The 21,115-nt window shown below is 59.7% G+C and carries 18 protein-coding genes and 1 pseudogene; 8 read left to right on the plus strand and 11 right to left on the minus strand.

The features are described 5' to 3' along the window. Position 1: 1 nt before the first annotated feature. The gene (locus ACYVI2_RS16745) at positions 2 to 1,144 is read right to left on the minus strand and encodes a substrate-binding domain-containing protein (protein ID WP_415816489.1); all 1,143 of its coding nucleotides are present in this window, start codon (positions 1,142 to 1,144) and stop codon (positions 2 to 4) included. A 246-nt stretch (positions 1,145 to 1,390) separates the two neighbouring features. On the opposite strand from ACYVI2_RS16745, the gene ACYVI2_RS16750 reads away from it, so the two are divergent. The 3 genes from ACYVI2_RS16750 to ACYVI2_RS16760 are packed head-to-tail and all read left to right on the plus strand — an operon-like array spanning position 1,391 to position 3,704. Further along, entirely contained in the window at positions 1,391 to 2,134 is a 744-nt protein-coding gene (locus ACYVI2_RS16750) for an ABC transporter permease (protein WP_415815605.1), read from the plus strand. Continuing rightward, positions 2,131 to 2,889: an ABC transporter ATP-binding protein gene (locus ACYVI2_RS16755; protein ID WP_415815607.1), complete on the plus strand. Its 759-nt coding sequence runs from the start codon at positions 2,131 to 2,133 to the stop codon at positions 2,887 to 2,889. Before ACYVI2_RS16750 ends, ACYVI2_RS16755 begins: the two co-directional genes overlap by 4 nt. After that, complete coding sequence (locus ACYVI2_RS16760) at positions 2,886 to 3,704, plus strand: ABC transporter substrate-binding protein (protein WP_415815609.1); 819 nt, start codon at positions 2,886 to 2,888, stop codon at positions 3,702 to 3,704. Before ACYVI2_RS16755 ends, ACYVI2_RS16760 begins: the two co-directional genes overlap by 4 nt. A 132-nt stretch (positions 3,705 to 3,836) precedes the next feature. On the opposite strand, the gene ACYVI2_RS16765 is transcribed toward ACYVI2_RS16760, so the two are convergent. The 3 genes and pseudogenes from ACYVI2_RS16765 to ACYVI2_RS16775 all read right to left on the minus strand — a co-directional run. Further along, positions 3,837 to 4,655 (minus strand): DUF4377 domain-containing protein, encoded by an 819-nt coding sequence (locus ACYVI2_RS16765; protein WP_415815611.1) that lies wholly within the window; start codon positions 4,653 to 4,655, stop codon positions 3,837 to 3,839. 142 nt (positions 4,656 to 4,797) lie between these two features. Then, a complete protein-coding gene (locus ACYVI2_RS16770; RefSeq protein WP_415815613.1) occupies positions 4,798 to 5,403 on the minus strand; it encodes a DNA-3-methyladenine glycosylase I in 606 nt (201 codons plus the stop codon). Between the two features lie 86 nt (positions 5,404 to 5,489). After that, a pseudogene (locus ACYVI2_RS16775) lies at positions 5,490 to 5,975 on the minus strand (methylated-DNA--[protein]-cysteine S-methyltransferase); the annotation flags it as partial. A 270-nt stretch (positions 5,976 to 6,245) separates the two neighbouring features. Here ACYVI2_RS16775 and ACYVI2_RS16780 point away from each other — a divergent pair. The 5 genes from ACYVI2_RS16780 (at position 6,246) to ACYVI2_RS16800 (ending at position 13,890) form a co-directional block, all read left to right on the plus strand. Further along, positions 6,246 to 7,259: a pyridoxamine 5'-phosphate oxidase family protein gene (locus tag ACYVI2_RS16780; RefSeq protein WP_415815615.1), complete on the plus strand. Its 1,014-nt coding sequence runs from the start codon at positions 6,246 to 6,248 to the stop codon at positions 7,257 to 7,259. 106 nt (positions 7,260 to 7,365) lie between these two features. Beyond that, on the plus strand, positions 7,366 to 8,211 hold the full coding sequence (locus tag ACYVI2_RS16785) for a helix-turn-helix domain-containing protein (protein WP_415815617.1): 846 nt from the start codon (positions 7,366 to 7,368) through the stop codon (positions 8,209 to 8,211). A 102-nt stretch (positions 8,212 to 8,313) separates the two neighbouring features. Further along, positions 8,314 to 9,387 (plus strand): uroporphyrinogen decarboxylase, encoded by a 1,074-nt coding sequence (hemE, locus tag ACYVI2_RS16790; RefSeq protein ID WP_415815619.1) that lies wholly within the window; start codon positions 8,314 to 8,316, stop codon positions 9,385 to 9,387. 350 nt (positions 9,388 to 9,737) lie between these two features. Then, positions 9,738 to 11,819 carry a primosomal protein N' gene (locus tag ACYVI2_RS16795; RefSeq protein WP_415815621.1) on the plus strand — a complete coding sequence of 694 codons (2,082 nt, stop codon included), beginning with the start codon at positions 9,738 to 9,740 and terminating at the stop codon, positions 11,817 to 11,819. A 13-nt stretch (positions 11,820 to 11,832) separates the two neighbouring features. Continuing rightward, positions 11,833 to 13,890 carry a UvrD-helicase domain-containing protein gene (locus tag ACYVI2_RS16800; protein WP_415815623.1) on the plus strand — a complete coding sequence of 686 codons (2,058 nt, stop codon included), beginning with the start codon at positions 11,833 to 11,835 and terminating at the stop codon, positions 13,888 to 13,890. Between the two features lie 31 nt (positions 13,891 to 13,921). Here the strand turns inward: ACYVI2_RS16800 and ACYVI2_RS16805 are convergent, their stop codons facing one another. The 7 genes from ACYVI2_RS16805 to ACYVI2_RS16835 all read right to left on the minus strand — a co-directional run bounded on the left by ACYVI2_RS16805 (position 13,922) and on the right by ACYVI2_RS16835 (position 21,114). Then, on the minus strand, positions 13,922 to 15,151 hold the full coding sequence (locus tag ACYVI2_RS16805; protein ID WP_415815625.1) for an MFS transporter: 1,230 nt from the start codon (positions 15,149 to 15,151) through the stop codon (positions 13,922 to 13,924). Positions 15,152 to 15,160: 9 nt separating this feature from the next. Next, complete coding sequence (locus ACYVI2_RS16810; RefSeq protein WP_415815627.1) at positions 15,161 to 16,066, minus strand: amidohydrolase family protein; 906 nt, start codon at positions 16,064 to 16,066, stop codon at positions 15,161 to 15,163. Positions 16,067 to 16,139: 73 nt separating this feature from the next. Beyond that, on the minus strand, positions 16,140 to 17,270 hold the full coding sequence (locus ACYVI2_RS16815) for a M20 family metallopeptidase (RefSeq protein ID WP_415815629.1): 1,131 nt from the start codon (positions 17,268 to 17,270) through the stop codon (positions 16,140 to 16,142). 36 nt (positions 17,271 to 17,306) lie between these two features. Further along, entirely contained in the window at positions 17,307 to 18,212 is a 906-nt protein-coding gene (locus tag ACYVI2_RS16820) for an alpha/beta hydrolase family protein (RefSeq protein WP_415816491.1), read from the minus strand. Between the two features lie 3 nt (positions 18,213 to 18,215). Further along, the gene (locus ACYVI2_RS16825; RefSeq protein WP_415815630.1) at positions 18,216 to 19,217 is read right to left on the minus strand and encodes an ABC transporter ATP-binding protein; all 1,002 of its coding nucleotides are present in this window, start codon (positions 19,215 to 19,217) and stop codon (positions 18,216 to 18,218) included. Then, entirely contained in the window at positions 19,214 to 20,197 is a 984-nt protein-coding gene (locus tag ACYVI2_RS16830) for an ABC transporter ATP-binding protein (RefSeq protein WP_415815632.1), read from the minus strand. Before ACYVI2_RS16830 ends, ACYVI2_RS16825 begins: the two co-directional genes overlap by 4 nt. After that, entirely contained in the window at positions 20,197 to 21,114 is a 918-nt protein-coding gene (locus ACYVI2_RS16835) for an ABC transporter permease (protein WP_415815634.1), read from the minus strand. Before ACYVI2_RS16835 ends, ACYVI2_RS16830 begins: the two co-directional genes overlap by 1 nt. Position 21,115 lies beyond the last annotated feature (1 nt).

The following is a 21,115-nucleotide window of genomic DNA, read 5'->3' on the forward strand; positions in this document are numbered from 1 at the left end:
GTCAGCCTGGCCTGTGCGCAGCGCTTTTTGTGGGTCGGCGTTGCCGGGTGGTTTTTTGGGTCGTGAACGTCCACCACGGCAATACCCGTTTCATCGAGAGTACTTGACCGCTTTGCAACGGGCCGTAGCCTGGCATCGAGGACAGCGCGGCTTGCCATTGCGGGCTGCGCAGAATGGCAAGCAAAGCCTGCGTAGAGGGCTGATCCAGGGTCGATTTCAGGCAGACCAGGAAATAGTTTTCCTGCACCAGCGGAACAAAATCCAGTGCATGCCCGAGCACGGCGGGCTCGATGCCGAGACCGGCATCTGCATGGCCACTCGCAATAGCGTGAGCTACTGCGTTATGTGAGGGTTCCGTGCGTTCGTATCCATTGATCGCCGCCGCCGGGATGTTCGCCTGTTCGAGCAGCTCGTCAAACAGCACACGTGTACCCGTACCGAGGGCGCGATTCACATAGCGCACCTCTGCGCGGCGCAGATCGGCCAGGGCGCTGATGCGTTTGGGATTGCCTCGCGCCACGATCAGCCCCTGGCTGCGTTGGGCAAAGCCGATGATCTTGTGCAGCCCCGGCTTGAGCAGGGGTTTGTAAATGCGTTCGGTCAGGGAGCCTGGCACGGGGTCCTGGCGGGTATGAAAGCCTGCGATGACGCAACGGCCCTCGTTGAGTCCGCGAATCGCATCGACGCTGCCGGCATAGCTGATGTCGAGATAGAGCTTGTCGCTGGCCACGGCGTGCTCGCGCAACGCGCCCAAGGCATCGTCATGACTGGCGTACAGCGGCACAACGTGGGCCGCGTCGTCAAATGCCATGGCGAAAGCGCGCTCCAGATCGGCGCGTAGCGCGTTGATTTGCGGGGCCAGCCGGGCTTGGGCCTGGCGTTCGGCCCACAGCAATTTTTCACCGAATTCGTTCAGCTGTGCGGGCTGCCCCTTGTCCCAGACGATCAGGGTGCGGCCCAGTGTCTGTTCCCATCGTTTGAGCTCACCCCATACATGGCGGTACGACAAGCCTAGCGCCTTGGCGGCGCCCGAGATTGAGCCGTGTTCGCGCACGGCGAACAGCAAGTCCATCAGCGCGTTGCCGATGATCGAGGGGGCGGCCGACGTGGAGCCCAATTGGTAGGAGAGGTCGATACGATGCACGGCGGAAGTATGCCCTAAATGCGGGTTGGGGACGTTCCTCTGCAGATAGTAAGTCATCCCTATGCAAAAGTATTCATATGGTGGGCCGCGTTTTGGTGAGATACCCTCAGCACATTGTGCAGCGGACGAGTGAGTTTTCGCTCTGAAGGCATGGGGCTGAATTCGCGGTTCGGCTCAGAATGCGTGGCGCCGCACGGATCGTAAATCCAGATAGAAAAATGACACTTTGCTCTCTGCTCGTCTTCCATGAATACCGTATCTGAAAGCGTATTGACGGCTTTTGAACTGATCGTGTCAGTTGATCCGGTGTTGCTGTCCATCGTGTTGCGTTCGCTCGCTGTGAGCGCCTGTGCCTGTGTGTTGGCGTGCGCAGTGGGGATGGTGGCCGGTGCATGGCTGGCGGTCGCACGATTTCGTGGTCATGGATTCGTGTTGGTGCTGTTGAATACCTCGCTGGCATTGCCATCCGTAGTGGTGGGGTTGGTGGTGTACTTGCTGCTGTCACACTCCGGTCCTTTGGGATTTCTGGGCTGGTTGTTTTCGTTTCAAGCCATGGTGCTGGCCCAAGCGGTGCTGGTTTGCCCTGTCGTAACGGCACTGGTGCGTCAAACGATTTCCGATGCCGAGCGGCACCACGGTGAGCAATTGCGCTCGCTGCGCGCGCGTGAATGGCTGCGCGGCCTCTTGCTGGTCTGGGATGAGCGTTTTGCGTTGTTGACGATTGTGATCACGGGCTTTGGCCGGGCGATTTCAGAGGTCGGTGCGGTGATGGTGGTGGGCGGCAATATCGAGGGTTACACGCGCGTGATGACCACTGCCATTGCGTTGGAAACCAGCAAGGGCGATTTACCGTTGGCACTGGCATTGGGATTGTTGCTGTTGTGTGTGGTGTTGCTATTGAATATGTTGGCTGCGGTGGTGCGGCGTTGGCGCGAGCGGCGTGATGCGGGATTGTCCGGTTTGTTTGACCGGGCGGGAGCCGGTGCATGACCTGTACAGCGCCTTTCGAGACCTTGTTTGATCTGCGCGATGTTGACGTGGATTTCGGCAACGTGCAGGCCCTGCGTGAGGTGTCGTTGACGATACGGCCGGGTGAGTGCGTGGCGCTGGTGGGCGCGAATGGCAGTGGCAAGAGCACGCTGCTGCGCGTGTTGCATTGCCTGCTGCAACCCTCGCGCGGCCAGGCCTCATGTGTGGCGCGCAAGCACCAGGCCATGTTGTTTCAGCAGCCGTACATGTTGCGCATGTCAGTGTTGAACAATGTGGCTTTGGGGCTATGGTTGCGCGGCATGCGTTGGCGCGATGCTCGCGCGCAGGCTGGGCCTGCATTGGCGAGAGTCGGTATGGAGGATCTTGCCACCCGCAGTGCCAAGGCCTTGTCCGGCGGACAGCAGCAACGATTGGCGATGGCGCGTGCCTGGGCCCTGAAGCCGGATGTGTTGTTGCTGGACGAGCCAACGGCCAGCCTGGATCCCCATGCCAAGCGTGAGGTCGAGCAGATGATGCATGACTTCGTGCAACCGGTGATAGCGAGTGAGGGGACGTCTGACGCTCGATCCGAGGCGAATCGCCGGCCTGCGATGGTGTTCAGCAGCCACAATCTGGGCCAGGTCAAACGGCTGGCGCAACGCGTGATTTATTTAGAACGGGGTCGCGTGGTGGTCGATCTGCCCGTTGACGATTTCTTTTACGGCCCGCTGCCCGAAGCAGCCAGTTTTTTCCTCAAAGGAGAACGCATCCTATGAAACTCTCGACTCTCTTGCGGCGCGTAGCGATGCCGGCTTTGCTCGTCGCCGCCACGTGGGCAGCGCCGGCGGCCCAGGCAGAAACCATTGTCATGGCTTCGACCACTTCTACTGAGCAGTCTGGCTTGTTCGCGCATTTGTTGCCTGCTTTTAAAAAGGCCAGCGGTATCGATATCAAAGTCGTCGCGCAGGGAACCGGTCAGGCACTGGATACTGCACGCCGTGGTGACGCCGACGTATTATTTGTGCACGATCAAGTGGCTGAAGAAAAATTCGTGGCCGAGGGCTACGCTACCAAGCGTTATCCCGTCATGTACAACGATTTTGTCTTGATCGGCCCGGCTGACGATCCTGCAGGGATAAAGGGCAACGATATCGTTCAGGCCTTGAGCAAGTTGGCCAAGGACAATGCGTCTTTTGTCTCGCGCGGCGACAAGAGTGGCACGCACGCCGCCGAGCTGCGGTTCTGGAAAGCTGCGGGTGTTGAGGACATGGGCAAGGGCTATAAAGCCTGTGGTTGCGGCATGGGGCCGGCGTTGAATATGGCCTCGTCGATGGGCGCTTATGTTTTGTCGGACCGTGGCACGTGGCTAAGTTTCAAGAACCCCGGCAAGCTGAAGATTCTGGTCGAAGGCGACAAGCGTTTGTTCAATCAGTACGGCGTGATGGTGGTCAATCCCGCCAAGTTCCCGCACGTCAAGGCCAAGGAGGCTCAGCAATTCGTGGACTGGGTGACGTCGTCAGCGGGGCAGGACACGATTGCCAGCTACAAGGTCAACGGGCAACAGCTGTTTTTCCCGAACGCGGAAAAATAAAGTCGAGCGTATGCTGTTTGCGTCATGTCAGCAGCGGGGAATGATTTAACGCTGCTGGGCTCGCATCGCGGATAGACGGCATATCAGTCAAATCAGGCTCGATGAATTCGAGCCTGATTTTTTTGCTGTCGTTTATTCCTTGGCGCTTTGCACCACCATGTCCAGCACATACACATAACGGGATGCGTCAGCTGGCACCGGGTTGCGTTCATAGCGTTTTACGCGCAGCACGTTACGTATGCCCGGTTGATGGGTATAGCCTTCGATTTCGCTATAAAAAGCCTGCCATTCGCCTTGGCCGGTCTGGATCCCGTTGGCATCGTATTGCACCTCGCGCACCTGCAGGCATTGCATATTGGGGATGCCAGGATGAGAACAACGTACTCGCTGCGAGGCGATTTCCAGGAACTGGGTTTCGCCTGCGCCACCATAGCGAGTCTCGTCAGTGGGCGTGCCTGTCAGCGTCCATTGCGCGCCGTCGGCGAAGCCCAGCGTCAATAGCGGTCCCGTCGGGCTCTGCGTGATCTGCCAGGTGGACGCTTGTGGCAAACGTTGGCCGAAGGCCTGTTCGTATTGCATGAGCGCATTGTCGTTGCAGGCCATCATCGTGCCGACGGCACCCGAGATTTTGATCTTGTTCGCGTCGAGGCTATAGCCTGCACCCAGCCGGTTGCACAGGCCGGATACGGACAGGCGTTGATCCTTGAAACTCAGACGCAAAGGCGCGCCATCGCGTGTTTTGGGTGGCGCCCATTCTGTTTGTGCGGTGCCGTTGGCGTCACGGGCTTCGCTTAAGTCCCAGTGATACGCCGATAGCGTCGAGGCGGCGGTGTTTGTGCCCGTCGTGGGCGCATCGGTAGTAGACGTTGTATTCGTGTTCATCGCGCAAGCACTCAGTACGCTGACCGTGGCGGTAAGTAGTAGACGAGAGAGCAAAGTGTTCAATGGCATGGCGCGTGGTCCTGATAAAGCAAGTTCAAGGCTTGATTATGGACTGAATTGATGCGGCGAGCTGTCATTGACGAGAATGCCGTGTGAAGAAGCGCTACGTAGTGACGATTTGTGTAATACGCTCGTGATTTATGTAACGTGTTCACGTTGTCCGCCAGACGCCAGAGCTGCCACGGCGATGGCTGTCGATCAAATGCGTGTCGATCATTCCCGTAGCCTCCATCAATGCATGCATGGTGGTTGGCCCGACAAAGGAAAAACCGCGCTTGCGCAGGGCTTTGCTCAGTGCAGTGGAGGCCTCGGATACGGTGGGGATCTCCGCCAGCGTACGGGGAGCGGGGGTTTCGGCCGGTTGAAATGACCAGATGAAATCCACCAGCCCGCCGTCGGCTCGCAGTGCGATGGTCGCAGCAGCGTTGTTGATGGTAGCCAGGATTTTGGCCCGGTTGCGTACGATGCCGCTATCGGCCATCAGGCGTACGATGTCTTTTTCACTGAACGTCGATACGACATCGGGATCGAACTGGCGAAACGCAGCACGAAAAGCCTCGCGTTTGCGCAGGATCGTCGCCCACGACAAACCCGATTGAAAACACTCCAGGCTCAACCGTTCGAACAACCCGTGTTCATCGCGCACGGGCATCCCCCACTCGGTATCGTAGTATTGGCGCATTAAGGGGTCTTGCGCGGCCCAGGGTGGGCGCGCCAAGCCGTCTTCACCGATGATGACGCCGGTGGGTGAGTTCATCTGTTGCTCCGGGAAACTTCGGCATGCATGCCGGAAAAAAAGGGCAGCGGTCATGCTGCCCTCACGGAATAATAAAACGTCTATGCGGCTGTGGCGCCATGCTCGAGGCCCAGCAGCAGTTCCTTCGCCGGTAATCCGCCGGCAAATCCAGTGAGAGCTCCGGATGCGCCAACAACGCGATGACAAGGCGCGATGATCGAAATCGGATTGCGTCCATTGGCGGCCCCAACGGCACGCACGGCCTTGGGCCGGCCGATCTGTGTCGCGATGTCGCGATAGCTGCGCGTCTGGCCGTAGGGAATGGTCAAGAGCGCAGCCCAGACCTGTTTCTGGAATTCAGTGCCAACAAAATCCAATGGCAGGTCAAAGCGTTCGCGTCGTCCCGCAAAATATTCCGTCAATTGCTGCTCGGTTTTTAACAGAGTGGGATGGTCGGCATCCTCTTGCATCGGCCCCAGGCGAACACGGCCTGGCCGGTCGTTTTCCCACAAAATGGCAGCCAGCTTGGCGTCCTTGGCGACGAGCGTCAATCGGCCCACGGGAGAGGCGATGGTCTTGCAGGCATAGGACATGATGGTTCCTTTCACAGATGGAGCGGATCTAGGTTTGTGGTGATGCCGGTTGTGCCGGTGCAAAGCATCGCCCTGCTGTATCACCATGTCTGTAGTCTAGGGATCACGCCTGAGTGGCGCACTCGTATTCTTGCCGTTGAACTGGGTTTTCGTGGGGAGCTATCACCCTCGAGGGCGAGGCGTCATTGCGTTTTATACAAGAAAACCATGGAAATAAATAATTCTCATTTATAAAATGGATGTTCCTTATCGAATCAACCGGAGACGCGGATGGACAGTGTGATCAATACGGTCGAGGCTCTGGAGTCTCAGGTGGGAGCGCGTGCAGGCGCTGTGGACCTGAAAGTGATCGATCATCTGGATGCCCATGCTCAGCGCTGGCTGGCCGTTTCGCCATTGGTGTTTGCGGGGTTCAGCGACACACAGCAGATCGAGGTGACGGTGGCTGGCGGCCGTCCGGGTTTTACGGTGGCATTGGATGCGAGCCAGTTGCGTATCCCGCGTGTGGCGCTGGATGATCCGCATTATGCCCAGGTGGGACGCGGGGCTGGCTTGTTGTTCCTGATCCCGGGGCTGGGAGAGACCTTGCGGGTGAATGGCGCGGTGGAGGCGGTGTCCGATGATGACATAGTGATTGCGGTGCATGAGTGCTATGCCCACTGCGCAAAGGCATTGCTGCGATCGGCATTCTGGTCATCTGACGAGCCGGTTGCGCGAACGGGTACCGACGATCTGCCAGGATTTCTGGCGGTGTGCCGTTTTATGGCCTTGGCGACAGCCGATACCGAATTGCGCACCGATTTGAGTCCCAAGGGCGATCCCGCGGGCTTGCTGATGCAGGGGGACTCAACGCAGCTTTGTTTTGCCGATCGTCCCGGTAATCGCCGGACGGATAGCATGCGCAATATGCTGGTGCGGCCACAGGCAGCCATCATGTTGCTGGCGCCTGGGTCTGCGCAGGTTGCCGTGGTGAGAGGACGTGCGCACATGACGGCAGACGAAGCATTGAGACAGCAGTTCGAAGTGCAGAGCAAGATTCCAAAGGTCGTGACGGTATTGGAATCACCGCATGTTGTCTTGCGGGAGAGTGCCGCGTTGCTGCGGGCACGGCCTTGGATGACCGCATCGGCGCCAGAGGACATTGATCCTGCTGCTGTTTTTGCCGCACACGTCAAACTGAATAAGACAGGGGGTTTGAGCGCGGCGATTGCGCGCGGGATGGTGTCGATTCCCGGGCTGATGCGTAAAGGACTGGATCAGGATTACAAACGGAATATGTACTGATCTGCACTTGGCTATACGTAGAACCCGCAGTGTGATAACTGCGAATATCGTGGGATGACGATGATGTGTACGCTTGTTTTTTTTCATGCGTATACAGGAGTCCCTCTTGCGTGAAATCTTCGATTGCGCCGTTCTGATGACCCCCGGCCATGAGGGCTGGGTACGGGATTGGGTAGATAGCCATCACGGACAATTCGGCCGTTTGCGGCTGTACGTGCTGGACGTCACCAGTGAGGCGCCTGCCGACGCTCAATGGTTGTCGCGCGCTCACTTGGCATTGCGGCGCTTTGATGGCTGTATATTGCCGGTGGCGCCTGAGTCGCTGTCCTGGGTACGTACCGTGCTGGCTAATGCCGAGGCGAGATTGCGCATCCCATTGGTCGCCGTCGTTTTCGATATCACTGCTCCAGGGATGTTGGACTTGTTGTCGCTGGGTGTTGCCGATTTTGTGCGGGCGCCTGTTTGTCCCGATGAGCTACGGGCGCGCCTGGTGCATTGGCATCGCCAGGCGCGGCCACATGGTCTGACAGAGGCTGCTACGGCGCTATCGTTGACATCATCGCCTGCTTCTGTGTCGGAGGGGGATCAGGCCCTTCGGCCTCGCAACAGGCGCCCCGGCGGGACCATACAGGAGCCTTTGCGCGCCTACGGCGGACTGCCAGGCAGCAAACACCTGTCACCCAGAAAGAAATCGCCTCGGCCGGCTGCCGCAAACGATGTTTTTGATATCGGGGCGATTGACCAGCCGTTTCGTCAAGCCAAGGCCCGGATGGTCGAGGATTTCGAGTGTGCTTATTTGCGTCATGCCTTGTCACGCCATTCCGGAAACGTCGCTCAGGCTGCGCGCGCCTCCAGCAAGCACAGGCGCGCGTTCTGGGCACTGATGCGCAAGCATCGTATTGACGCTGCTCATTATCGCGATAACGCTTCTTTGCCTGAGCCACCAGCCTGATTCGGGCATAGCGCACTGCCGGGGGGCGGGCACACCCAGGGGCAGGCGCCCGCTATGCGTTTGAGGCAGTAAAATCACGGCTTCCGAAATCGAAGGATCGCTGTGTCCGCTGCTTCCCTGAAGAACGATGTGTTTCTGCGCGCCCTGTTGCGCCAGCCCGTCCCGTATACCCCGATTTGGCTGATGCGCCAGGCGGGGCGCTATCTGCCCGAGTACAACGCGACACGTGCGCGGGCGGGTTCGTTCATGGGGCTGGCGCAAAATCCCGATTACGCCGCAGAGGTCACGTTGCAACCCTTGGCACGCTACGATCTGGATGCGGCCATTCTGTTTTCTGACATCCTGACGGTGCCGCACGCCATGGGCTTGGGGCTGGATTTCGCACCGGGCGAAGGGCCGCGCTTTGAGCGGCCGCTGCGCACCGAGGACGATGTGGCGCAGCTCGCGGTGCCCGATATGGACTCACTGCGTTACGTTTTCGATGCTGTGACGGTCATCCGCCGGGAATTGGATGGCAGGGTTCCTCTGATCGGTTTTGCAGGCAGCCCCTGGACCATCGCGTGTTACATGGTCGAGGGGCGTGGCAGCGCCGACTACCGCCTGATCAAGACCATGCTGTATTCGCGCCCGGATCTGTTGCATCGCATCCTGGATATCAACGCGCAAGCGACCCAGCAATACCTTAATGCCCAGATCCAGGCGGGGGCGCAGGCCGTCATGTTGTTTGACAGCTGGGGGGGAGTGCTGGCCGATGGCTTGTTCCAGCAGTTTTCGCTGGCCTATACCCGCAAGGTCGTGTCGGGCTTGATCCGTGAGCACGAGGGACGCCAAGTCCCCGTCATTGTCTTTACCAAGGGCGGCGGGCTGTGGCTCGAAGATATCGCCGCCTGCGGCTGTGATGCGGTGGGGCTCGACTGGACGGTAAACCTAGGACGCGCGCGCCAGCGCGTCGGCGATGCCGTTGCATTGCAGGGCAACCTCGATCCGATGACATTGTTCGGCAGCAGTGATGCCATCCGGGCCGAAGCCCGCCGGACGCTGGACGCTTTTGGCCCTGTCGGCGGGGCCGGGCATGTCTTCAATCTGGGACATGGCATTTCGCAGCATACGCCGCCCGAGGCTGTCACGGACCTGGTGGACGAAGTGCACGCCTACAGCCGCTCGTTTCACGCCTAAGTAAGTGTCCGCTAGCGTGCTGAAGGCCTAGTCTGTGTGCTGGTCACCCAGACTTGTGCACAGCAGCGAAATCGCTCCCAGCAGCACCGGCAATCTAGGATAAATTCTGGGATATTTTTATAAGTCATTGATTTTAAAATAAAAATACAATGTCAATAGTATTCGGGCATTTATTTTTATATTAAGCACCTTGACAGGAAATCAGGTTATTGAATGTTTTTCCCCAAAGTTATCCACAGGCTGTGTTGCCGTGGATATTTCGCGCAGATTTGACAGCCTGTTAGCTCAAAAATCGAGAATTCACTTTAACTTGTCCACGCCGACTACCATGCTTTTGATATCCACTGCCCATGTCTGACGTACCCGATGGCCTCCGTCCCAGCGTGGGGTGCTGGGTGCGCGTGGCACTGGATGTCCCGCTGCCGGGGCCTTTTGATTATCGGGCTCAGGCTGCTGTACCTGTCGGTGCGCGGGTGATTGTGCCGTTTGGCCGTCGCAAATTGGTGGGCGTGGTTGTGGATAACCCGGCCGAGCCGTCCATTGATCCAGCGCAGGTACGCGAGGTGGAGCAGGTCCTCGAGGATTTGCCCGCATTGCCTGCTGATTGGCTGCGTTTGGCACGGTTTGCAGCCGATTATTATCAGCGGCCGCTAGGCGAGGTCATGTTGCCCGCCATGCCACCGCCATTGCGCAAGCCCTCGGCTTACCAAGGCAAACGGTCGGGGCAAGGCCCGGTAGCACGTCTGGACGCACGCAAGGCCAAGCACGTTGTCGCGGCGGCCACGCCCGATCAGGCACCTGTACTGAATGAGGCCCAACAGGCGGCGGTAGATGCCGTTGCAGCGCTAGATGGGTTCAAACCCGTTTTGCTGCACGGGGTGACCGGTAGCGGCAAGACCGAAGTCTATCTGCATATTGCCGAACGCGTGCTGGCGGCGGGACGCCAGGTCTTGTTGCTGGTGCCCGAAATCAATTTGACGCCGCAGCTCGAGGCAGCGGTGCGGGCGCGATTGGAATCAGTGCTGGGGGTTGACGGCCTGGCCGTGATGCATAGCGGCCTTTCGGACGGCGAGCGCGTGCAGGCGTGGGCCCGGGCGCAGCGCGGCCAGGCGCGCATGTTGCTGGGCACGCGGATGGCGATTTTTGCGCCGCTGACCGAGCTGGGCCTGATCGTGGTCGACGAAGAGCACGATGCCTCGTACAAGCAGCAGGACGGCCTGCGTTATTCCGCCCGCGATCTGGCGGTATGGCGGGCGCGCGATCAAAATGTGCCGGTGGTGCTGGGCTCTGCCACGCCTTCGCTGGAGAGCTGGTATCACGCCGGGCGCAACCACTATTTGCGTCTGACGCTGCCGGGCCGTGCGCGGGCGAGCAGCTTGCCGGCGATCCGCTTGATAGACACTCGCCGTCTGGCGATGCGTCAGGGGATGTCGCCTCAGTTGATCGATGCGATCAGTCAGCGGCTCGAGCGTGGCGAGCAGTCCCTGGTGTTTTTGAATCGTCGTGGCTATGCACCCGTGCTGCATTGCGCCTCTTGTGCCTGGGTCAGCCATTGCCCTCGCTGCTCGGCCTTTACCGTGTTGCATCGAGCCGTAGGCCGCGGCAATCGATTGCACTGCCACCACTGCGGTTATCAGGCGCCTGTGCCACGGGCGTGCCCGGAATGCGGCGATCAGGACCTGGAGCCCATGGGGCGCGGGACGCAGCGCGTCGAAGAACACCTGGCAGAGCTATTTCCTCAGGCACGGATTTCACGTATCGATGCGGACAGCACGCGGCGTAAAGGCAGTGCGCAAGCCTTGTTCGCCGCCGTGCATGCGGGCGAGGTCGATATCCTGGTGGGCACCCAGATGGTCGCCAAGGGACACGACTTTGCGCGATTGGGTCTGGTCGGCGTGTTGAACGCGGACTCGATGTTGTTTGCCCACGATTTTCGGGCGCCTGAGCGGTTGTTTGCTCAACTGATGCAGGTCGCGGGCCGCGCCGGCCGCCACGCCAATGGGGGCGAGGTCTTGATTCAGACCGGCTATCCCGAGCAGCCCGTGTATCAGGCCCTGCTGCGTCACGATTATGCGGGCTTTGCTCGCCATGCCCTCGAGGAGCGCGAGACGACAGGGCTGCCGCCGTTTGCGTATCAGGCGTTGTTGACGGCCGAGGCACGCGAGTTGGCACAGGCACTGGCGTTTCTGCAAGAGGCTCGTGATGTCGCCGAGCAGGGCGGTTTCTCAGGCGTGTCATCGTTGACGTTGTACGATCCTGTACCGCTGCGCGTGGTGCGTGTGGCCAATGTCGAGCGTGCGCAGTTGTTGCTGGAAAGCACGAGCCGGCCCGCCTTGCAGGCGTTTTTGACGGAGTGGTCGGCACATCTGCCGACGCTTGCGTCACAATCGCGTGTCCGTTGGCAGTTGGAAGTCGACCCTCTAGAGATTTGAGTTTTCGTTTTCTATGTCTGATAGCGCACCCATAGGCCACGGCCTGAATCCCGCTCAGAAAGAGGCGGTGTTGTACCTGGACGGGCCATGTCTGGTCCTGGCAGGTGCAGGCAGCGGCAAGACGCGCGTGATCACGCAGAAAATCGCGTATTTGCTGCGCGAGTGCGGCTATATGGGCCGCAACGTTGTGGCATTGACGTTCACGAACAAGGCCGCGCGCGAAATGGACGAGCGTCTGCACTCCTTGGTCGATCGGAAGCTGGCCAAAGGCCTGACCATCAGCACGTTCCACTCCCTGGGTGTCAAGATGCTGCGCGAAGAGGCCCGCAATGCGGGACTCAAACCACAGTTTTCTATTCTGGATGCGGACGATGCCATGGCTATCATCCAGGAACTGCTGGTCACTACGGATCGTGGTCGTCTACGCACCGTGCAGTCGACGATTTCGCTGTGGAAAAACGCCTTGCTCAGTCCGGATGATGCCGCACGCGTCGCTGCGACCCCGGCCGAGTCAGAGGCTGCGACGGTATATCGCCATTACGCGGCGACCCTGGCGGCCTATCAGGCAGTGGATTTCGATGACCTGATTCGTATCCCCGCACAATTGCTCGATAGCAACGAGGAAGTCCGTACGCGTTGGCAAAACCGCGTGCGCTATTTGCTCGTCGACGAATACCAGGACACCAATGCCTGCCAGTATCGCCTGGTGCAGTTGCTGTGCGGCGACCGGGCGATGTTTACTGCGGTGGGCGATGATGATCAGGCCATTTACGCGTGGCGCGGCGCCACCATGGAAAATCTGGCCAAACTCACGACCGATTACCCTCAGCTCAAGCTCATCAAGCTAGAGCAAAACTATCGTTCGGTACAGCGTATCCTGGCAGCAGCCAATACGGTGATCGAAAAAAACCCAAAGCTATTCGAGAAAAAACTCTGGTCGGATCTGGGTGTCGGCGAACCGATTGTGGTGTCGCCGATGGATAACGATGAACACGAGGCTCAATCGATCGCAATGAAGATCTCGGCATCGCGTTTTGAACGTCAGGCGCAATGGAAAGATTTCGCGATTCTGTATCGGGGCAATCATCAGTCGCGTATTTTGGAACAAGCGCTGCGCAATCTGAAGATCCCGTACACGATAGCGGGTGGCCAGAGTTTTTTTGACAAGGCCGAGATTCGCGACATCCTGGCGTATCTGCGGTTGGTCGCCAACGATGATGATGATCCGGCTTTCATTCGCGCCGCCACGACCCCCAAGCGCGGCATTGGACAGGCAACATTGCAAGTCCTGGGCCAATACGCCGCGCAGCGCGAGGTCTCTTTGCTGGCGGCTGCGGCGGAGTCGGGGTTGGAGACTTTGCTGCAGCCCCGTCAGTTAGAGTCGTTGCGAACCTTTGCGGAATACATTCGGCGCCTGCAATGGCGTGCGGGGCGTGGCCGCACGGACGGCACGGGCTCTCCAGAGCCCGCTGGCGCGATTCTGGACGACATGCTGGGCGCGATTCAATACGAGCGCCATCTGTACGACACGCTAGAGGAAAAGCCCGCGCAGACGCGTTGGGAAAACGTGCTGGAACTCACCGGTTGGCTTAAACGCAAAGCCGAGGAGGACGGCATGTCGCTGTTTGATCTGGTGCAGCACGTCGCGTTGATCACCATGCTGGAACGCGGCGAGGAAGAAGAGCCCGACGCCGTCAAAATGTCGACGCTGCACGCGTCAAAGGGATTGGAGTATCCGCACGTTTATCTGGCAGGTGTGGAAGAAGGGTTGTTGCCTCACTTGGGTAAAGACGACGAGGATGGCGACCCCGCACGCGCTGCGGAAAACCTGGCCACACGGATCCAGGAAGAGCGTCGCTTGATGTACGTGGGGATCACGCGCGCGCAACGCAGTTTGAATCTGAGCTGGTGCAAAAAACGCCGCCGCGCACGTGAGGATCTGATTCGCGAGCCTTCGCGCTTTATCGAGGAGATGGGGCTGGGCGATGTGCGCGTCGAAGAAGACGACGCGACACGTGCGATGAGCCCTAAAGAGCGCTTGGGAATGCTGAAGGCGCTACTGAAAAAGTGAGCGCCGCGTTAAATCAGGCAAGCCCGAGCGATTACTCCAACACCCGGCCTTTGGTTTCAGGCAGCAGCAACGCGGTCAAGATCACGATGGCGTAGGCGCCCGTAGCAAAGGCGCCGATGGCCCAGGCCAGGCCATGGCTCTGGCTGAGAAAACCCACCAGACTGGGAAACAGCGCGCCGATTCCCCGGCCAAAGTTGTACGCGAACCCTTGGCCCGAAGCACGCACCTCTGATGGAAATAGCTCCGTCAGATAGGCTCCGATACCGCTGAAAATCCCAGAGGCGGCGAACCCTAGCGGAAAGCCCAGTATCAGCATCTGAGTATTGGTGAGCGGGACCAAGGTGTACACATAAACGCTCAGGGCTGATAACACCGAGAAAATCAACAGGTTGGCACGGCGGCCGAGTTTATCCGCCATATAGGCGCCTACGATGTAGCCGACAAACGATCCCACAATGATCACCATCAGATAGCCGCCGGTATTCAAGACCGACAGTTGGCGTTCGGTTTTCAAGAAGGTCGGCAACCATGTCGTGATGGCGTAATAACCGCCTTGCACGCCGGTGCAAAGAATCGCGGTCACGATGGTCGTCTTGAGCAGGCCGGGCGAGAAAATCGTCCAGAACGAGGGGCGCTCGCCGGAGGCTTGCGTTTTGGCTCGCGTACGTTGAAAGACCTCGGGCTCGGGCACGTGTTTGCGGATATACAGCACTAGAAATGCTGGCAGCACACCGATCCAGAACAAGGAGCGCCATGCCCATTCTGGTGGCAAGACCGAGAATGCCAAGGTGTACAAAATGGCGGCGGTTCCCCAACCTACTGCCCAACCGCTTTGTACGGTGCCCACGGCTTTGCCGCGGTGTTGAGCGCGGACAATTTCCCCCATCAATACTGAACCGACTGCCCATTCGCCGCCAAAACCCAGCCCCTGCAAGGCACGCAGGATGAAGAGCTGCTCGAAGTTCTGCGCAAAGCCGATCGCGACCGTGCATACCGAGAACCATAAAATCGTGATCTGCAGTACACGTACGCGACCATAGCGGTCAGCCAAAATTCCGGCCAGCCAGCCGCCTACTGCGGAAAACAGCAGCGTGACCGTACCGAGCATCCCTGCCTGGCCTTTGTCGATGCCCCACAGCTGAATCAGGGTAGAGATGACAAACGTAAAGACCATGAAGTCCAGCGCATCGATTGCCCAGCCACCGAATGCGCCGATAAAGGTCCGGCGTTCTGTTTGATTTAACTCTCTATACCATTGCATGGTTGTCTCTTAGAGGGAAGGGAAGCCGTAAAGGACTTGAGGATTCGTGACCAGGATGCGATGCCGAGTTTGTGCATCGGGTGCCCAGTCCGCGAGTTGATTACGCAGTTTGCCCGTGTTGACCATGGGCGATGTATGCACATGCAGCCAGTCACTGCCCCAGACCATGCGATCGGGAGCGGCAGCGATCAAGGCCTGAGCCCACGGGATGACGTCGGTGTAGTGATCGAATTGATCGCTGATGCGGTATGAGCCAGATAGTTTTACCCACCAGCCGTGATCCTGCACCATGTGCAGCAAGGCCTGGAATCCAGGGCTTTGCACCCCCTCGGCGACGGGCATGTGTCCCATGTGGTCCACCACGCCGGGCACCGGTAGCTTGCGCATGCGCGGCAGCAGTTCCGGCAGTTGGCGTGCGTCCATCAGGAATTGCATGTGCCAGCCCAGATCCTTGATACGGTGCGCCAGGGTTTCCATCGCATCAAAGCCGATGCCGCCGCCAAACAGCACATTGATGCGCAGACCGCGTACCCCCGCTTCGTGCATGTCTTGCAGTTCGCGATCGGTGATCGTCGGGGCGACGACACCGATGCCACGTAAACGATCCGGATTGCGGCGCAGGACTTCCAGCATGTAGCGGTTGTCCGTACCGTACACGCTGATTTGCACCAATACCCCGCGCGACATGCCGTTGGTGTCCAGCATGGCCAAATACGAGCTTTCTGTTGCGGGGTGTGGCGTGTAGGTGCGCTCTGGCACCATGGGGTACGCTATCGCGTCGTCAGCGACGACATGCGCGTGCGTATCGCAGGCACCGGGCGGGACTTCGAACCGTGCGGGTTCTTGTTCGGACAGGGGGAGGGGAGGAAGGCAGAACGGCACCTCTTGTTCGGGGTGCGCAGAGGGACTAGGCATGCAACGTGTCTCCGGAAGTGGTGCTTGCGATATTCCGGCGTTGCCGGATCACGCAAGCATCCGCACTACCGCGTCACGCCAGTTGACGCAGCAGCAATTCCCAGAATTTTACGCGCGTCTGCAGCGTGGAGATCAAGACGTACTCATCCAGTGTATGAGCCCCGTTGCCGTCGGCGCCCAGACCGTCCAGCGTGGGCACGCCCATTGCCGAGGTGAAATTGGCATCGCTGCCGCCCCCCGTCATGGGTGCTTCCGCCAACTCAAAGCCGGCCTCGCGGGCGTAGCCCTGTGCCATTTCCAGCAGGGCGACCGCAGCATCGCTGCGCACCATGGGCGGGCGGTTCAGTTCGACATCGATGTCCAGCTCCACATCGGGGCCGACCGCGCACAAATTGCGCATGCGGCGCAGCACGTCTTCGGCGGCCCCCATATCGGGAACCCGGAAGTCCACGACGCAGCGGCATTGTGCGGGTACGGTGTTGGTCACTGTGCCACCGGCGATAGTGCCGACGCTGACCGTGACGCCACGTTCGTAGTCGGTCATCGCTTCCAGGGCCAGCACCTGGTGTGCCATTTCGCGAATCGCGCTGCGGCCTTTCTCGTGTTGCATACCTGCATGAGCGGGGCGCCCCTTGACGTTCAGTCGCAGCATGCCGGTGCCTTTGCGCGCCGTGACGCAGCCGCCTCCATTGGGGCGGGCAGGCTCGCACACCAAGCCATATTTCGCATTGGCGGCATAGTGTTCAATCGACGCGCGCGAGGCGTGGCTGCCGGTTTCTTCGTCGGGCACCATCAGAAAATCCACGGGCAATTGTGTCGAGCCCGGTTTCACCAAATTCGACAAAGCCGTCAGCGCCAGATAAATGCCGCCCTTCATGTCGTAGCTGCCGGGGCCATATAGACGGTCGCCGTCGATGCGGCAGGGATTCTCCTGCAGCGTGCCGATCGGATGCACCGTGTCCAGGTGCGCCAACACCAGAATGCCTTTGCGGGTATCATCCGCCGCGCGGTTTGTGGCGTACAGCAGGGGGCCGGTATCAGCGCCCAGCGACGTCACTTCCACAGTCAAGCCCGCGGCGCGGGCCTGTGCCTCGACCAAGGCCGCCATCTTGGTCACTCCCTCAGGCGAGTTCGACGGCGACTCGCAGCGCACCCACGATTGGATGCCGGCGACCAGGGCTTCAGTAGACGGGAGGGCGGACATATCGGTATTCCAGATAAAGAATGAACAATAAGAAACTCAGGCGACGTGCTGGCCAGCCAGTTTGGCCAACTCTGCTTCGCTGGGCAGCTTGCCCTCGAACCACAGGCTCGCGCACGCGGCCGACATGACCCGGCCGTCGTGACCTATGCCAGGGACGACTTGCAGGGTCCAGTTAAATGGCACACCACGGCGTGCGGCCTCGCGTTGACCCGCCTCGAAATAGTGATGCGCGCGGGCAAAGCGATGCGGCCCTTGACGTAATGCCGCTGGTTCCGACGGCAGGTTGGGGTCGTTGGTGCTGATGTCTTGATCGCCCGCCAGGATCGTCATCGGATAGGCCAGCAGACGCACCAGGTGGTCTTCGGTCAGGCCCACGCCGTCCAGTCCCTCGGGAAAGCGATGCTCGAACGTGGGAAGGGTGTACCAGCCGGGATTGCCGGCGGTGACTGCGCAAAATGGTGCATGGGATTGGCTGCTCATCAGGCGATGCACAAACTGACCCCCGGCGGAATGACCGAATAAATGGGCCTGCTCTACCTCGGTGATGCCGGCTGCACGCAGGTCGGCAAATATCTTGCCGATCAATGCATAGGTCCAGCCGTCCACATGGCGCGGATTTCCGCCAGGGCTGAATACGCGGCCGTTGTTGTAGCTCTCGACGCCCGGCCAGATATCATTGGAAAACGTAGGCGCCACAATCAGCACGTTGTGCTTGTCGGCAGTGGGGATCCAGAAATCGCGATAGTCATCACCATTGCGCAGCACACCATGCTGCACGATCACGACGGGCCGATCGGGCGTATAGCCATAGGGCCGATAAGTTTGCAATGTGAATGGGCGATCGGCATTGCGATCGTCATCGACATAGACAAAGGCATTGCGGCCGGCATGGCCGAGTTCCAGCCCAATACGATCGACGTTGGTGAGTTCTGCTTTCATGATGATTCAGGCGTTCAAGTGGCAGGCCGACCAATGGCCGGGTGCGATTTCTTTGAGTTCGGGGACGGCTTCGCGGCAGCGCGCCGTGGCGTGCGGGCAGCGCGGATGAAAGGTACAGCCCGACGGGGGATTCAACGGCGATGGGATCTCACCCTGAATCGGCGTGAATTTGCGGCCGCGACGGCCGACGTCCGGTACCTCGGCCAATAGCGCTTGGGTATAGGGATGATTCGCACGCGCAAATATCTCGGATGCGGGGGCGCGTTCGACGATCTTGCCCAGGTACATGATGGCCACGCGATCCGAGATGTGTTTGACCACGCCCAAATCATGGCTGATGAACAGATAAGTAAAGCCGTGCTGTTCACGCAGATCCATGAACAGATTGATGACTTGCGCTTGAATCGAAACGTCCAGCGCTGCAACCGGTTCGTCACACACCAGGAACTTGGGCGACACCATCAGTGCGCGTGCGATCCCGACACGCTGGCGTTGCCCTCCAGAAATCTGATGGGGAAAACGGTCGCGATATTCGCGATCCAGGCCAACTTCAGACAAGGCACGGTCAATGCGCTCGGGGACCTCGGTAGCCGGCGCAAGCTTGTGTACTTTCAAGGCCTCGCCCAAAATCTGGCGCAGGCGTTGGCGTGGATTTAGCGAGGCTTGCGGATCCTGGAAAATCATCTGCACGCCCAGCGTATAGGCCAGGCGTTCGGCGCCGCGCAGCGTGGCCGTGGACTGTCCTTGGTACAGCAATTCTCCTTCCGTTTGCCGATGCAACCCGGCGACAACCCGGCCCAACGTGGATTTACCACAGCCGGACTCGCCGACCAGGCCAAGCACCTCGCCGCGCCGGATCGACAGGTCTACGCCGTTGACGGCATGGACGGTGCGGCGATCAATGGGTTTGCCGGTCAGCGCGAGGATGCGCTGGGCCAGATCGGGATGTTGCTCGAAACGCTTATGGACGTTGCGTAGCTCGATAACAGGCGTGTCTTGCGGGGTCATGCGGAGGCAGTCTCTAGGGCAATCGGGGCGTAGCAGCGGTAGCTGCGCGGGCCTTCTTGCAGGATGGAGGGAGCTTGTTCAGCGCAACGGGTAACGGCGCGGGAGCAACGCGGACGGAAAGCACAGCCCACGGGTCGGCCCGCGAGGCTGGGCGCCATGCCGTCGATCTGATGCAGCCGTTCGCCTGGCGCGGTATTCGCTGGCATGGAATCAAGCAGCCCTTTGGTATAGGGGTGACGCGGTGCATCCAACACCTGATTGACTGGACCTGCCTCGACGATGCGGCCCGCGTACATCACGGCTACGTGGTCGGCCAGCTCGGCGACCACGCCCAGATCGTGAGTAATCCAGATCAGCGCCGTATCGTACTGGCGACAGATTTCCTGCATGCGATACAGGATTTGCCCCTGAATGGTCACGTCCAACGCGGTAGTCGGTTCGTCGCAAATAATCAGATCGGGGCGATTCAACATGGCGATGGCAATCGCCACGCGTTGACGCATACCGCCGGAGAACTCGTGCGGATAGTTATCCAGCCGCTTTTCCGGCGAGGGAATGCCCACCATTTCCAGGGCTTCGCGGCAGCGTTCGCGTGCCTGGGCCACGGGCACGTTTTCGTGCGTCAAGATGGCTTCCATCATCTGCTCGCCAACGCGCAAGACCGGGTTCAACGTCATCAAGGGATCTTGAAAGATCATCGCGATGCGGTTGCCGCGCAGGCGCCTCATGCTTTCTTCGTCGAGTTTGCGCAGGTCTTGGCCTTGGAACAGAATCTCGCCCGAGACGACTTCCCCCGGCGGATCGATCAGACCCAGCAAGGAAAACCCCGTGACGGACTTACCAGAGCCGGATTCGCCGACCAGACCCAGGATTTCGCCGCGGCGCACGGTCAGGTCTACGCCATCAACGGCCGGCCAGGCGCCGGCTTCGGTATGAAATGCGGTGCGCAGGCCGCGCACCTGTAGGATGGTGTCGTTCATTATCGGCGCGGGTCCAGGGCTTCGCGCAGGCGGTCGCCCACGATGTTGATGGTCAGGATCAGCAGCAACAGTGCAACGCCGGGGAACATGCTGATCCAGTAATCGCCTGAAAGCAGATACTGAAAGCCGTTGGCGATCAGCAGACCCAGCGAGGGTTCTGTGATCGGCACCCCTACGCCCAGGAACGATAGCGTGGCTTCCAGCGCGATCGCAGTGGCGATCTGAATGGTGGCGAACACCATCACCGGCCCGATACAGTTGGGCAGCAGATGGAACACCATGATGCGCCATGCCGGAAAGCCCAGATTTGCGGCTGCCTCGACGTATTCCTTGCGGCGTTCCTGCAATGCGCGGCCGCGCATGATGCGGGCATAGTGCGCCCACTGTACGACGACCAACGCCAGGATGACCTTGTCGACGCCGCGGCCCATCATCGCCAGCAATACCAGCGCTACCAGAATCGTCGGGAATCCCAGGATAAAGTCGACGATCCGCATGATGAGCGTATCGACAAAACCGCCAACGTAGGCTGCGATCAGTCCCGCCATGCTGCCGATGGCCGTCGACAGCGCGACGGCCGACAGGCCCACCATCAGGCTGATGCGCAGGCCATACAGGATGGCACTCAACATATCGCGGCCCTGATCGTCCGTGCCCAGCAAATAAACCATGCCGTCCATCGAGGTCGAGCGCGGTGCGAGGCGGCCGTCCAGCAGATTCAGATTAGCCAGATCGTATGGGTTCTGCGGCGCAAAATAGGGCGCGACCAGTACGACGACCATCAGGATAGCCAGCGCAATCACCGATCCCGTGACGGTGGGACGGCCACGCAGTTTTTTCAGAATGGCGGCGCGGCGCGGCGTGTCTTCCAGCGGCTGGATGGTCCGCATGCGGGCGTTTTGAGTAGGATGAGCCATA

The organism is Bordetella tumbae (assembly GCF_054780995.1).

Coding starts and splice junctions, on each gene's coding strand:
- ACYVI2_RS16750 (WP_415815605.1), top strand. CDS start 1,391: ATGAATACCGTATCTGAAAGCGTATTGACGGCTTTTGAACTGATCGTG.
- ACYVI2_RS16755 (WP_415815607.1), top strand. CDS start 2,131: ATGACCTGTACAGCGCCTTTCGAGACCTTGTTTGATCTGCGCGATGTT.
- ACYVI2_RS16760 (WP_415815609.1), top strand. CDS start 2,886: ATGAAACTCTCGACTCTCTTGCGGCGCGTAGCGATGCCGGCTTTGCTC.
- ACYVI2_RS16765 (WP_415815611.1), bottom strand. CDS start 4,655: ATGCCATTGAACACTTTGCTCTCTCGTCTACTACTTACCGCCACGGTC.
- ACYVI2_RS16770 (WP_415815613.1), bottom strand. CDS start 5,403: ATGAACTCACCCACCGGCGTCATCATCGGTGAAGACGGCTTGGCGCGC.
- ACYVI2_RS16780 (WP_415815615.1), top strand. CDS start 6,246: ATGGACAGTGTGATCAATACGGTCGAGGCTCTGGAGTCTCAGGTGGGA.
- ACYVI2_RS16795 (WP_415815621.1), top strand. CDS start 9,738: ATGTCTGACGTACCCGATGGCCTCCGTCCCAGCGTGGGGTGCTGGGTG.
- ACYVI2_RS16800 (WP_415815623.1), top strand. CDS start 11,833: ATGTCTGATAGCGCACCCATAGGCCACGGCCTGAATCCCGCTCAGAAA.
- ACYVI2_RS16805 (WP_415815625.1), bottom strand. CDS start 15,151: ATGCAATGGTATAGAGAGTTAAATCAAACAGAACGCCGGACCTTTATC.
- ACYVI2_RS16810 (WP_415815627.1), bottom strand. CDS start 16,066: ATGCCTAGTCCCTCTGCGCACCCCGAACAAGAGGTGCCGTTCTGCCTT.
- ACYVI2_RS16815 (WP_415815629.1), bottom strand. CDS start 17,270: ATGTCCGCCCTCCCGTCTACTGAAGCCCTGGTCGCCGGCATCCAATCG.
- ACYVI2_RS16825 (WP_415815630.1), bottom strand. CDS start 19,217: ATGACCCCGCAAGACACGCCTGTTATCGAGCTACGCAACGTCCATAAG.
- ACYVI2_RS16830 (WP_415815632.1), bottom strand. CDS start 20,197: ATGAACGACACCATCCTACAGGTGCGCGGCCTGCGCACCGCATTTCAT.
- ACYVI2_RS16835 (WP_415815634.1), bottom strand. CDS start 21,114: ATGGCTCATCCTACTCAAAACGCCCGCATGCGGACCATCCAGCCGCTG.